Source organism: Actinacidiphila rubida, assembly GCF_900110255.1.
Classification (GTDB): Bacteria; Actinomycetota; Actinomycetes; order Streptomycetales; family Streptomycetaceae; genus Actinacidiphila; species Actinacidiphila rubida.
This window is the reverse complement of record NZ_FODD01000012.1, coordinates 23,236-36,974: the sequence shown is the minus strand read 5'-3', so window position 1 is coordinate 36,974 and position 13,739 is coordinate 23,236. Positions and strand designations below refer to the sequence as shown.

At 71.7% G+C, this 13,739-nt stretch carries 9 protein-coding genes; 2 read left to right on the top strand and 7 right to left on the bottom strand.

Annotated elements, in window-relative coordinates; translation table 11 throughout:
- Nucleotides 1-91 precede the first annotated feature (91 nt).
- Complete coding sequence (locus BMW99_RS13915) at nt 92-718, top strand: YceI family protein (protein WP_069466852.1); 627 nt, start codon at nt 92-94, stop codon at nt 716-718.
- A 23-nt stretch (nt 719-741) separates the two neighbouring features.
- Here BMW99_RS13915 and BMW99_RS13910 read toward each other — a convergent pair whose 3' ends face one another.
- The 7 genes from BMW99_RS13910 to BMW99_RS13880 all read right to left on the bottom strand — a co-directional run bounded on the left by BMW99_RS13910 (nt 742) and on the right by BMW99_RS13880 (nt 10,722).
- On the bottom strand, nt 742-3,510 hold the full coding sequence (locus BMW99_RS13910) for a helix-turn-helix transcriptional regulator (protein ID WP_079176042.1): 2,769 nt from the start codon (nt 3,508-3,510) through the stop codon (nt 742-744).
- Between the two features lie 274 nt (nt 3,511-3,784).
- Complete coding sequence (locus BMW99_RS13905) at nt 3,785-4,618, bottom strand: alpha/beta fold hydrolase (protein ID WP_069462675.1); 834 nt, start codon at nt 4,616-4,618, stop codon at nt 3,785-3,787.
- Nucleotides 4,619-4,712: 94 nt separating this feature from the next.
- Nucleotides 4,713-5,702, bottom strand: a complete 990-nt coding sequence (locus tag BMW99_RS13900) for an alpha/beta fold hydrolase (protein ID WP_218108393.1) — start codon at nt 5,700-5,702, stop codon at nt 4,713-4,715.
- Between the two features lie 193 nt (nt 5,703-5,895).
- Nucleotides 5,896-6,687 (bottom strand): SDR family NAD(P)-dependent oxidoreductase, encoded by a 792-nt coding sequence (locus tag BMW99_RS13895; RefSeq protein WP_069464499.1) that lies wholly within the window; start codon nt 6,685-6,687, stop codon nt 5,896-5,898.
- 65 nt (nt 6,688-6,752) lie between these two features.
- Entirely contained in the window at nt 6,753-7,832 is a 1,080-nt protein-coding gene (locus tag BMW99_RS13890; protein WP_069464500.1) for an MBL fold metallo-hydrolase, read from the bottom strand.
- 371 nt (nt 7,833-8,203) lie between these two features.
- A complete protein-coding gene (locus BMW99_RS13885; protein WP_245791451.1) occupies nt 8,204-10,264 on the bottom strand; it encodes a SpoIIE family protein phosphatase in 2,061 nt (686 codons plus the stop codon).
- Between the two features lie 173 nt (nt 10,265-10,437).
- On the bottom strand, nt 10,438-10,722 hold the full coding sequence (locus tag BMW99_RS13880; protein WP_069461897.1) for a hypothetical protein: 285 nt from the start codon (nt 10,720-10,722) through the stop codon (nt 10,438-10,440).
- Between the two features lie 379 nt (nt 10,723-11,101).
- On the opposite strand from BMW99_RS13880, the gene BMW99_RS41310 reads away from it, so the two are divergent.
- On the top strand, nt 11,102-13,717 hold the full coding sequence (locus BMW99_RS41310) for a hypothetical protein (protein WP_069461896.1): 2,616 nt from the start codon (nt 11,102-11,104) through the stop codon (nt 13,715-13,717).
- Nucleotides 13,718-13,739: the final 22 nt, after the last annotated feature.

The window sequence follows — 13,739 nt, the reverse complement described above, 5'->3', positions numbered from 1 at the left end:
GGCGCCGGGCGGGGCGGAATAGGTCCGCGACCGCGGATGTTCAGATGATTGAAAGTTAAACAACCTGGATCCTCCAAGGAGCAGACAGACCATGGGCATCTTCGGCCGCAGGAACACCGCCAGCCAGACCGCCACCGCTACCGCCGTCCCGGCCACCGAGGCGGCTGTGGACCCGAACCTCGCCGCCGTGAGCGGTGACTACACCATCGACCCCGCGCACTCCACGCTCGGCTTCGTCGCGCGCCACGCGATGGTCACCAACGTCAAGGGCAAGTTCAACGACTTCACCGGCACCCTGCACCTGGACGGCCGCGACCCGGCCTCCTCGACCGCGACCATCGACGTCACGATGGACAGCATCGACACCGGGTCCGCCGACCGCGACGGTCACCTCAAGAGCGCGGACTTCTTCAGGACCGACGAGTTCCCGGCGATGACCTTCCGCTCCCTCAAGGCGGAGGCGCTGGGCGGGGACGACTTCAGGATCACCGGCGACCTGACGATCCTCGGCGTGACCAAGCCCCTGAGCATCGACCTCGAGTTCAGCGGTGCCGCCACGGACCCGTACGGCAACGAGCGCGTCGGCTTCGAGGGCAGGGCGGAGATCCTGCGCTCCGAGTGGGGCCTGACCTGGAACGCCAAGCTGGAGACCGGTGGCGTGCTGGTCTCCGACAAGATCAAGCTGCACTTCGACATCTCGGCCATCAAGAACGCCTGAACCGGCACCTCGTGCGCTGCCGGTCAGTCCTCGGGGCCGCGTGCGTCCAGCCGGGACGCGATGTGCTTGCGCGAGGTGATGCCGAGCTTGCGGAACACCCGGCTCAGATGGAACTCGACGGTCGAGGTGGTGATGAACAACTGGCCGGCGATCTCCGCGTTGGTGAGCCCTGAGGCGGCCAGGGTCGCCACGTGCCGCTCCTGCGGGGTGAGGTCGGACACGGTGTCGGCCGTTCGCCTGCGGGCGGTCTCCCCGGTGGCCAGCAGCTCGGCTCGCGCCCGTTCGGCGAAGGGCGCGGCTCCCCAGGAGTCGAAGGACTCGTACGCGATCCGCAGGTGGACCCTGGCGTCGGCCCGTCGCTTGCGGCGGCGCAGCCACTCCCCGAACAGCAGGTGGGACCACGCCAGTTCCACCGCCACCGGGACCTTCCCCAACTGCGCGACCGACTCCTGGTACAGCTGCTCGGCCTCGTCGCCGTCGGCCAGGAGCGCCCGGCAGCGGGCGAGCAACCCCAGTGCCCACGGCGTCCCGGCCAGCGGAGCGCGCTCCTCCAACCGGTCCATCGCCATGGTCGCGGCCTCGCGGTCACCGGCCCGCAGGCCGGCCTCGACCATGCCGGCGAGGTTGATGTCGCCGAGAATCACCGGGTGGTCGTCGAACATCTCGAGCTGGGCGTCCAGCGCCGCCCGGTAGTGCCCGCGGCCGATCTCGAAGATGCTCAGGGCCTGGGCGGCCCACCGGTGCGTCACTCCGGTCCGCCGGCTCCGCGCCAGCTCGCGCATCGCCGCGACCGCGGTCCGCAACTCCGTCTCCCGGCCGGTCCAGGCGTACAGCAGGACCTTGTGGAAGTCGCCCGACCTGAAGTACCCCGTCGCGGACATGTAGTCGTCCGACTCGGTGTAGCAGCTTTCGGCGGCCGCGAACCGCCCGTTCCAGATCTCGGCCTTGGCGAGGGCGAGCAGCCCCAGGCCGAGCCCGTAGAGCGCGCCCCGGTCGCGGTCCGACCGCACCAGCTTCTGCAGGATCTCCCGCTTCGCCTCGATGTCCCACAGCTCGTCGCCCGCGATGCTGATCATGACGCTGAACGCGTCCTGTCCGTGGAGCTCGTCGGCCTTGCGCAGACGCGCCAGGGCCGCCGCCAGGGCCGGGGCTCCCGTCGCGTAGCCGTAGGCCATCGAGTGGGCCAGTGCCGCCATCAGCGGATCGGGGCTCCAGGCCGGCAGCTCCGCCCCGTGCCAGGCCTCCGCAGCGGCCCGCGCCACTTCGCGGGGGGTCGTGCCCGTGATCATCCGGCCTCCGATGATCGCGGCCTGCACCGCCTCGCGCAGCAGGTTCCAGCTCGCCTCCGGGTCGGTGGCGCCGAGGCCGGCCGCGGCGTCCAGCAGCATCGCCGGCACCTCGCGGGGACGGCAGCAGAACATCTCCACGGACGCCCGCAGCCGGGTCGCCCGCACCTGTGCCGCGGGACCGGCCAGCTCGGGAGTGGCGAGTTCGAGGAGCGGCTGGACCGCCGCGAGATTGCCGGAGGTCAGGTGTGCCGACGCGGCGGCCAGATACCGCTCGGCCCGCCGGCCGGGATGCGCCGTCATCTCCGCCGCCCTGGTGAGCACCAGCGCCTGCTCGGAGTATCCGCCACGCGCCTGCGCCAGTTCGGAGGCGGCTTCGAGCTCCGCGGCCACGTCGTCGTCCGGCCCTTCGGCCGCCTCGGCCAGATGCCACGCCCGGCGCTCGGGGGCGCTGGTGGCGGCGAGTGCCGCCTGGACGGTGCGGCGCTCCTCCGGGGAGGCGGCCGAGTGGACCGCGGAGCGGATCAGCGGGTGGCGGAACGCGGCGGTGGTCCCGCGGCTCAGTATCCCGGCGGTGACCGCGGGCGTGGCGGACCGGACGGACAGCCCCAGGGCTCCGGCGGCCCGCCACAGCGCCGCCTGATCGTCCGTCGGCGTCATGGCCATGAGCAGCAGCAGGGTCCGGGTGCCGGCGGGCAGGAGCGCCGCCGTCTGCTGGAAGTGGGCCTCCAACTCCCGGTTGACCGGCAGCGGTTCGGGCAGTGACGTGATCCCGGCCAGCTGCTCCGGGCTCAGGTTCTCCGCCAGCTCACGCAGCGCCAGCGGGTTGCCTCCGGTGCCGGCGACCAGCCGCTCGGCGACCGCCTGGTCCAGGTGCCCGGTCACGCCGGAGACCAGCAGCGCCCGTGCCTCCGCGTCCGGCAGTCCCTCGAGCCGGAGCGCGGGCAGGTCGCCCAGGCCGTCGAGGCCGTCGGTCCCCCCTCGGCCGGCGAAAAGCAGCCCGAGGCAGTCCGCGTACAGGCGCCGGCCGACGAAGGCGAGCGTCTCGGCCGACTCGCGGTCCAGCCACTGCACGTCGTCGACCAGGCAGAGCATGGGGGTCGCGGCGGCCGCGTCCGACAGCAGGGTCAGTGTGGCCAGCCCGACCAGATGGCGGTCGGGTGGCGGGGCGTCGTCCAGCCCGAACACGGCGTTCAGGGCGTCGCGCTGACGCCGCGGCAGTTCGGGCAGCAGGGCGAGGTAGGGCCTCAGCAGGCGGTGCAGGGCGGCGTAGCCCAGCCGGGTCTCGGCCTCCACGCCCACCAGCCGGACGACGGACAGGTCCTGGGCGGACTCGGCCGCGTACTCCAGCAGCCGGGACTTGCCGACACCCGCGTCGCCGTCGATCACCAGGACTCCGCTGAAGCCGTCACGGACGGCTTCCAGGAGCCTTCCGATCGCCTCACGCTCCGCGAGCCGACCGACCATCGGCGGCCCGGCCGAGGGGAAGACGTCGGACCGCACCATGAGCTTCTCCTTCGTTCGGCTGTCGGCTCAGGCGAAGGCGCGCTCGGGCGGGTGGCAGAGCGAGGGAGGCAGGCGCGCGTCGGACGATGACACGTCGCAGCCTAGAAAGCCGGAGGGTGGGGGTTTTTGCCCAACGTGTACCGGCCCTGTGCGGACCGCGCACTCGCCGGGGGTCCGGAGCGTGGTCCGGCCCGGTGCGGGTCGTCAGCGGGGGGGAGCCGCGAGGACCCGCACCGGGCCGGGACAGGGGCCTTCTCCAGGCCTGGGTCCGCGCCTACTTGGCCAGGAAGGCCAGCAGCGCGGCGTTGACCTCCTCGGCGTGCGTCCACAGCAGACCGTGCGGGGCACCCTCGATCTCGACGTACTCCGCCGAGGGCAGCAGCGCGTGGAAGGGCCGTGCCGTGGAGTCGATCGGCAGGATGCGGTCGCCCGAGCCGTGCACGATCAGCGCCGGTACGTCGATCCTGGCGACGTCGGCGCGGAAGTCGGTGATCCAGGTGGGCACGCAGGCCACCGACGCGTGGGCCGAGGCGCCCGCCGCGACGGTCCAGCTCGCCTGTACCGCCTCTTTGCCGATCCGGACGCCGAGCGTCTCGTCGAGGTTGTAGAACGCCTCGAAGAAGCTGGTGAAGTAGGCGTAGCGGTCCTTCGTGACGGCTTCCAGGATGCCGTCGAAGACGGACTGGTCGACGCCTTCCTGGTTGTCGTCGGTCTTCAGGAGGAAGGGTTCCAGGGAGGCCAGGAAGACGGCCTTCGCGACGCGTTGCGAGCCGTAGGCGCCCAGGTAGCGGCCGACTTCGCCGGTTCCCATGGAGAAGCCGACGAGCACCGCGTCCGTGAGGTCCAGCGCGGTCAGCACCGCGTCGAGATCGGCGGCGAAGGTGTCGTAGTCGTACCCGGTCGTCGGCTGCGACGAGCGGCCGAAGCCGCGCCGGTCGTAGGTGATGACCCGGTGGCCGGCGTCGAGCAGGGCCGGCAGCTGCCTCTCCCAGGAGTGGCCGTCCAGCGGGTAGCCGTGGATCAGGACGACCGGCCGGCCGCTGCCGTGGTCCTCGTAGTACAGCTCGATGTCGGTGGAGTTCTCCTGGCCGACGGTGATGTAGGGCATGGCGGTTTCCCTTCGCGATGCGGGATGGACCGGCGCGGTGACGCGCCGGGGCGGGCCTGGTGGACGAAGGACCCGGTCGGTTCCGTTCCTCCGGTCATCGCCCGTCGCCGAAGAACCGCAGCAGCAGCTCGGTCATCTCCTTCGGGTGCTCCTCGTAGATCCAGTGGCCGGAGTCCTTGACGACCACCGGCGTGACGTGGGTGGCGTAGTGCCGCACCTGCTTGGCCACCGAGGACCCGAGGCTGCCGTCGGCGCCGATGGCGAGGACGGGCATGGTCAGCTTCGTCTTCTGGAACTGCGCGTTGTCGGTGATGTCCTGGGGGATCGTGCGGAACCACGCGAAGCTGGCCTCCAGGTGGGCGTAGTCGCGCAGGTAGGACGCGAAGATCTGCAGGTCCTCGGGGGTGAGGGTGTCCTTCTTGACCGCGATCTCGCGCATGAAGCCGGAGGTCCAGGTCAGCTCACGCCCCTGGATGAGGCTTTCGGGCAGGCCGGTCTGCAGGGCGAAGAAGCCGAAGTGCCATGCTCCGGGTCCCTGGGCCGTCAGCGAGGGGAACGTGTAGATGCCCGGGTCGGGGATGGGCGCCTCGCTGAGTACGAGCTTGTGGACGCTGTGCGGGTACTGGGCGGCGTAGGCGTAGGAGACCATCGTGCCGATGTCGTGGCCGACGATGTCGACATTCTGGTCCTTGCCGAGGGAGACCAGGAGCGCGTGGAGCTCGGCGGCCATGGTCTTCTTGTCGTAGCCGGACGCGGGGGCGTCGCTGCGGCCCGCGCCGGGCAGGTCGGGTGCGATGACGGTGTAGTGCCGGGCGAGTTCGGGCATGATGTCGTGCCACTCGTACCAGGTCTGGGGATAGCCGTGGATGAGGACCAGGGTGGGTCCGTGGCCGCCGATCACGTAGTCGATGCCGGTCCCGGCGATGTCGGTCTTGTGCTCGCTGAACCCGGCGGGCATGTGCTCGGCGGGCGCGTCCGCGGTGCGGTCGGAGGCCGCGGCGGTGAGGGTGGTCGAGCCGAGGCCGACGACCGTGGCGAAGACCGCGGCCATCAGGCGGCGGGATCGGGGCAGGGGGAATCGCACGGGTTGCTCCAAGGGATGGGAGGGGTGTGACAACCGGTCAGGAGAGTTCGACGGGGCCGCCGTCGGCGACGGAGCCGGCGGGTCGTCCGACCCGCCATGTGCTGAACGGAACCGTGAATCCCGGTCCTCTCGCACCGGGGTGGCACCCCAGTGGTTCGGGAGGGGGCGGCGGCCGGTCGGCAAGGGGCCGGCGTCAGGGGATGATGCTGTTCACCACGCCGCCGTCGACGCGCAGCGCGGCGCCCGTGGTGGCCGAGGCGCCGTCGGACCCGAGGTGGTGGACGAGGCTGGCGACCTCTTCCGGGCGGATGAGGCGTCCCAGAAGCGAGGTGGGGCGCTCCTCGGCGATGAAGCGGCGTTCGGCTTCGTCGAAGGGGACGTCGGCCCCGAAGCGGTCGGTGATGAACACCCTGACGCCCGGGGTGAGGGTGGGACCGGGCAGGACGCTGTTGACCGTCACACCGGTGCCCGCGACCTCCTGGGCGAAACCGCGGGCGACGGCCAGCTGAGCGGTCTTCGTGGTGCCGTAGTGGATCATGTCCCGGGGGGTGCTGATGGCCGACTCGCTGCTGATGAACAGGACGCGGCCCCACCCGCGCTCCACCATGCGGGGCGCGTAGTGGCGGGTGAGCCGGACACCGCTGAGAACATTGGTCGCGAAGTAGCGGTTCCATTCCTCGTCGGTGATCTCGAACGCGGGTGTCGCACCGAAGATCCCGGCGTTGTTGACGAGGACGTCCACGTCCGGCACCGCCTCCGTCAGGATGCGGACGCCGTCCGCGGATCCGACGTCGGCGGCGACGGCCCGGACGTCGCCCTGCCCGCCGGTGGCGCGGATGCGTTCGGCAGCGGCCCTGGTGCGCCGGGGATCACGGCCGTTGACGACGACGTCGGCGCCGTCGCGGGCGAAGGCCGCGGCGATCGCCTCGCCGATGCCGGAGGTGGAGCCGGTGACGAGTACGGTACGGCGTGGCGCTGGGCTCACGGGGTGCCTCCTGGGCTGATGGACGTCATACGGGGCTTCCTCACCGGTGGTGCTGTTCGGCTGGTTCAGGGCCGGACGCCGAACGGCCCGAGGACGCCGGCGTCGATGCGCAGGGACTCCAGCAGGGCCCAGGCGTTGTCCTTGGTGAAGACGTCGGCGGCGGCGAGGACTCCGGCGTACTTCGCGGCGACCGGAGCGGCGGCGGTGTCCGCGACGGCGTCGAGGAAGGTCCTGAAGATGGCCCACGCGTTGCCCTGCGCGCCGTACTTGGCGAAGTAGGGGCTCGGGTCGACGGAGTCGATGGCGGCGCGGGTACTGGCTTCGAGATCGTCCATGTACTGGATCTGCCGGGTGCCGTCCGCGCGGACGCCCAGCCGTCCGAGGTGGCCGCCGACGAACGTCTTCCACGGGTAGTCCATGGCGATGCGCTGCGCCGTGATCCAGTCGGGGATGTCCTGGGATACGGCGAGGTTCTTGAACGGCACCCAGCCCGGGTAGAGGACGTCGACCAGCATGAGCGTGGCGTGGTCGGGTGCGTAGACGAAGATGTTGTCGGGGGAGTGGTTGGGCCCGTGGTAGGCCAACTGCAGGGTCTCCCCGCCGACGTCGAGCCGGTACCTGTCGCGGAAGGTGACCGTCGGCAGCGGCCGGTTGGGATCGGCCGCGCGGGCCAGCAGGCCGGCCGTGGCGGCGTGGGAGATCCGTTCGACGTCGGGTCCGAAGAGACCGGCGGCGCCGATGTGGTCGGCGTGCGAGTGGGAGTAGACGAGGTGGGTGACCCTGCTGGGGCGCCCGTTGGCCCGCGTGATGTCGTCGATCGCGCGCAGCAGGTTGTGCCCGATGGTCGGTGGGGCGTCGACGAGGACGACACCGCGCGTGGTCGTGAGGAACATGGCCTGGTAGTAGGTGTCGGTGACCCAGTAGAGGTGCCCGGAGATCCGGCCGACGTAGTAGCCGTCGCTGTTCGGGGCGGGGCCGGCCGAGGCGGCCGGGACCGGTGCGAAGTCGGGCAGGCCGGTGTCGTCGGCGCGGGCGGGCGCGGCCAGCGCGCCGACGAGGCCGGCGGCGGCCGGAACGGCGAGGGCACCGGCGGCTCCCTTGAGGAAGGTACGGCGGCCGGTCGGAGACGGGAGTTCACGGGACATGGCGATCTGGGTGCCTTTCGGTTCGGGGCCGGGGAGGGCCGGCCGGGCCCAGGAGGCCCGAAGCGGAGGTGGATCCGGGTGTGTTCGGCTGTGGTGAGCCGGGACTGGGACCGAGGCGCCGGGGCGCGACCGGCGGTCACCGGCCCGGGCGGCCCGCTCTGAGCCCCCCGGTCCGGACGGGTGCCGGCGACCGGGTGTTCCCGGCCGTGCGGGCCGTGATCGCCGGCCCGTTCAGGACAGCACCGGGGCGGGGCCGTTCGCACCGGGGAACCACCCCAGCCGGACGCGGCCACCGGTGGCCGGGGGGTACGGGGTGAGCACCGGTGCGGGAGGTGGCGGACCGTGGCCTGCCGGGGCGAACGCCCTCGGGGTCAGGGGACCTGGGGCACCCGAAGGGCCACGATGGCCACGTCGTCATTGCTGTCGTCGGCGGGGACCCGGGCCAGGACCGAGTCGCAGAAGTCGCCCAACGGGAGCCGGGCCGCCTTGCACCCGTGCAGGCGCAGCCGCTCCAGGCTGATGTCGATGTCCTCGTACCGGCGCTCGACCAGTCCGTCGGTGTAGAGCAGCAGCGTGGAGCCGCCGGGCAGGGGTTCGGCGGCGCTGTCGTACCGCGGGTCCGGGTCGAGACCGAGCAGCTGGTCGTGTGCGGCGGTCAGGAAGCGAGCGGTGCCGTCGGCCTCCACCAGGAGCGGCGGCGGGTGCCCGGCCACCGAGTAGTGGAAGGTGAACCGCCCGGGCGCCGGGCGCTGCACCCGGGCGAGGACGCAGGTCGCGGTGCACTCCAGATAGAGGGTCTGCACCGACAGATCCAGGCGGCGCAGGACGCCGCCGGTGGATTCCTGCCGGTCCAGGGCCAGCCCGCGCAGCATGGTGCGCAACTGGCTCATGATGGCCGCCGCGGGGAGGTCGTGGCCGGAGACGTCGCCGATGGTGAGCACGAGGGTCCCGTCGGCCAGTTCGAAGGAGTCGTACCAGTCCCCGCCGACCTCGGCCGCGGTGTTGCTGGGCCGGTAGCGCACGGTGAGGTCGAGATCGGGCAGGTCCGGTGGGTCGGTGAGCAGGCAGCGCTGCAGCGCGAGCGCCACCTGCTTGGTGCGCTGGTACTCCAGGGCGTTGCTGAGCGGCGCGTGGGCCTGCCCCAGGAGAAGCCCCAGAAGCTCGGTGTCGGCCTGCCCCAGGGGCGTGCGCTCCCCGCTGGCCGAGGCGGTGACCAGCGCCGCGACGGTGCCCTCGACGACAACGGGGAGAATGATCGCGCTGTTCGCCCGGGGCGGCAGCCAGGGCTCGGTGCCGGGAGGTGCGAGCTCGGGCGGCGGCTGCCCGGGCGGGAAGACGGCCTGGACCGGGACCCGGTGCTCGACGGCGTGCGCCAACGGGCTGCCCGGCCGCAGATGCTCCTCGCGGTGCGGCGGCAGCGCCGGCAGATCGCGCCCCGTGGTGGCGGCCACGCGCTCGGCGGACTGGATGCCGCCGGGGTGCGGCAACGCCTGGGGCAGGAGGTAGACGGCGCAGCTGTCGGCCACGGCGGGCACGATCACCGCGGTGAGCGCGACGAGAATCTCCTCCAACTGCACGAGGCCGAGGGTCGACGCGTTCGCCCGGGCCAGCAGTTCCTCACGGCGGGCCTTCTGCCAGTCCTGCTCGACGTCCTTGCAGGTGCCCACCCACTCCAGCACCCGCTCACCGTCGATGACGGGTGCGGCTTCGACCGCGATGTGGCGGTAGCTCCCGTCCACCGTGCGCACCCGGTACGAGGTGGTGAACAGGGGCGGGACCTCGGCGAGCGCCGCGTACCAGTCCCGTACGACCGAGTCCCGGTCCTCGGGGTGCAGCGCGTCCGCCCAGCCGTCGCCGCGGTACTCCTCCCAGCTCTGTCCCGTCACGTGTTCCCAGCCGGGGCTCCGCTCGATGACACCGCCCCGGGCGTCCATCACCCAGATCACCTCCGAGGCCGCGGCGACCAGGCTGGAGTACCGCAGGACGGCACGCCGGCGCTCCTCGGACAGCACCCGGATCCGCTCCGCGGCGCTCACCTGCTCGGTGACCTCCAGGATCACTCCCACCAGGCCGTGTGTCCCGTCCGCCGAGGCGAGCCGGGAGACGCTGCACGTGATGAAGCACGGCGAGGCATCCGTCGACTCCGTCGACGCGGTACGGGACAGGCTCGTGGGGGCGGCCGTGAGCACCTCGGGCCGGCCCGTGGCCAGGACCCGGTCGAGGACCTCGAAATACGTGCCCTGAGTCACGTCGCTGAAGGCCTCACGAACCTGCCTGCCGAGGAGACGTTCACCGAACATCTGGCGGTAGGGCGCGTTGGCGTAGGCGATCCGGTGCTCGGGCCCATAGGTGATCACGACAGCCGCGGCCATCGAATCGAAGACGTCGAGGCGCATCGAGGACAGGAATCCGTCCAGACTCGAGCGCACCACCGACGATACCTCCCGTCAGCTCACATTGCCGGTCCCGGTGGGGATCCCTCCCTCTCCGTTCCATGATGCGTCGATCCGGGCATTTCGGCGCCGAGGACGCACACCGTCACCCCTCCCCACCCGGAACGGCCCGGGGCGCCCCGGGGGCCGGGGCGCACGTGTGGGTGCCGCTGTCAGGCGGTGGCCACGACTTCCCCGGCCATGACCTGGGGAGGGTTGGGGAGCAGCGCGGCGAGGTGGTCCTGCACGAAGTTCGATGCCCGCATGATGGATTCCTCGGCGCCGGCCCGGTCCTGGAAGACGCTGGTGGAGACCATCACCCCGTTCCCGGCGTCGAGCCAGTAGTAGGCCACGAAGCCGGAGACCTGCCGCATGAGCGGCACGAACCCCTCGTTGACGAGGCGTGCCGCCTCGACGGGGTCGGTGACCCCTTCATAGCGTCGTACAGCTGCGTACATGGCCCATCTCCTCGGGTTCCGGGTTCGTTCCTGCTGACACGCCGTACCCCTGCGGCGGCCGTCCGGATCACCCGGCGTGCGGTAATCACTGGAAGGGCCGTCCGCGGCGGTCCGGGGGGCGATCCGGACGGCGGTCCCGAGCGCGATCCGGACGGCGGTCCGGAGGGCGGTCCGCGCGGGGCGGGACCGTGCGCACGCGTCGCGCCGCACGCGCCGGCGCCCCGACTCAGGCCTTCCGGACATCAGGGCCCTGAGGCCCCGCGGAAAGGTCGGACCTCCAGGGGGAAAAGCTGTGCGAGGCCTAGGAAGGAGGGGGGTAGTCCCGTACATTCATGGGACGTCTTCCCCCGCATCGTTGCCTGCCCTCTGGAGAACTCACATGCCCAGGGCTGTTGTTGCATGCCTCCTGGCCGTCGTCGCCACCACCTTCGGTGTGGTGGGCGGCAGTTCGGCGGGAGCCGCTCCACCGACCGACACCCTGTCCGTCGCGCCCGACGGGCACGGCACGGCCTGCTCGACGCACAGCCCCTGTGCGCTGGACACCGCCCGGGACCAGGCGCGGTCGCTCGTCCCCACGGCGCCGGGGGACGTCGTGGTCGAACTGCAGGGCGGGACCTACCGGTTGACCAGTCCGTTCCGGCTCGGCGTCCAGGACTCCGGGCGGCCGGGCCACCCGGTGGTCTATCAGGCCGCCGCCGGCCAGCAGCCGGTGCTCACCGGCGCCGTCAAGGTCACGGGGTTCACCAGGGTCGACGCGGCCCGGAACATCTACCGTGCCGACGTGCCCGCGGGTACCGCCGCCCGCGAACTGTTCGTCAACGGCGTACGCGCCGACCGTGACCGTGGCCCGCGCGACCCGTCCGGATTCTCCGTCACGTCCACCGGGTTCACCACCGCGGACCCCGCGTACGCCTCGTGGACGGACGCCGCCCGGGTCGAGGTCGTGCGCGACAGCGGATGGAAGCAGATGCGCTGCCCCCTCGCCTCCCTCACGGCCTCCGCGTCCGGCGGTTCGAACCTGACGGTGGACCCCGCGTGCTGGAACAACAACCACACCTCGGTTCCCCACCCCGGGTTCCCGTTCAACGGCGCCGGCCTGCCGACCCTCGACGGTGTGAGCTGGCTGGAGAACGCCTATCAACTGCTCGGCACACCGGGCCAGTTCTACCTCGACCAGGACGCCGGGCACCTGTACTACGTGCCGCGGCCGGGCGAGGACCTGGCGACGGCCGACGTCGAACTCCCCGTGGCGTCGCAGCTGGTGGACGCGTCCGGCACCCCCGGCCACCTCGCGCCGCTCGACGACACCGACTGGCGGGCCGTGTACACCGGCTCGTGGAACTACTCCGGCGGCCGGCCGCTCGGCGACCTGAACGCCGACGTGCACTACACCTCGACCGACGGTGACGCGGTCAGCTACACCTTCACCGGTACCGGCATCCAGATGCTGTCCGAGACCAACGACGACGAGGGCAGCGCGGACGTCTACGTGGACGGCACGAAGGTGTCCACGGTCTCCGGCGACGGACCGGTGCGGCTGGCCCAGCAGGCCATGGTCTCGGTCACCGGGCTGGCCAAGGGCACCCACACCCTCCGCGTGGTCAAGACCGGCGGGTCGTACCTGCTGGTGGACGGCTTCACGGTGATCCCGGACGCCATCGCGCCGGTGCACGACATCACCTTCTCCGGCCTCACCTTCACCGGCACCGCCTGGACCGCCCCGACCGCCGCGGGCTACGTCGACAACCAGGCCGGTGTCCTCTGGGACCCGACCACGCACACCCCGACCCGCATCCCGGCCGCCGTCCAGGTGCACCGCGGCCTGCGGATCACCTTCGACGGCGACACCGTCACGCACACCGGTACCAGCGGCATCGACCTCGCGGACCAGACACAGGACTCGGCGGTGACCGGCAGCACCGTCACCGACACCGCGGGCACCGGCGTCGCCATCGGCGAGGTCGACGACTACTACCAGACCGATCCGGCACTGATGACCAGCGGCGACACGGTCTCCGGCAGTGTCGTGCAGTTCCCCGGCCAGGAGTACGCCGACGCGGTCGGCATCTGGGTCGGCTACAGCCGCGGCACCACGCTGTCGCACAACGACGTCGGTTACACGCCCTACTCCGGCATCTCCATCGGCTGGGGCTGGGGCTGGGCCTCGGACTGCACGCTGCAGGCCAAGCAGGGCCTGCCCACCCCGTGCGCGCACGGCACCACCTACGCCGGCGGCCACCACATCGTCGGCAACCACGTGCACAGCGTCATGGGGGCGCTCTTCGACGGCGGGCCGATCTACACCCTCGGCGGTCTGGCGTCACCCGCGGAGTTCACCGGGAACGTGCTCGCCGAGTGCATCGACGGATGCAACATGATCTACCACGACGAGGGCAGCTCGCAGTGGAACACCCACGACAACCTGGTGCGCTACGGCAACGGCTCGCTCTGGCTGAACCTGTGGACGCCGAGCATCCACGACGACTCCATCCACGACAACTGGTCGGACACCGCCGCCTACAACGACAACGGCACGAACATCTCCTTCCAGCAGGCCACCGTCGTGACCGACGGCAACTGGCCGGCCGCCGCGCAGGCCCTCGTCGCCGCGGCGGGACCGGGCATCCGGCCGGGCCCGCAGGCCGACGACGACGACCTGCGCGTCGCCTACAGCGGGAGCTGGTCCTCCAGCGGCTCGCGCAACCTCGGTGACCTCGACAACGGCGTGCACTACACCGAGCACGACGGCGCGTCGGCCACCCTCACCTTCACCGGCACCGCGGTCGGCTTCCTGACCGAGACCAACTCCGACGAAGGGGACGTCGGCATCACCCTCGACGGCGTCTCCCGGGGAACGGTGAGCGCCGACACCCCGCAACGGCACGTGCAGCAGAAACTCTGGTCGGTCTCCGGCCTGAGCGACGGGCCGCACACGCTGACGGTGACCAAACGCGGTGGCTCCTACCTCCTCGTCGACGGCTTCACGCTGAGCTGACCGGCCGTCACGGGCCGAAGGA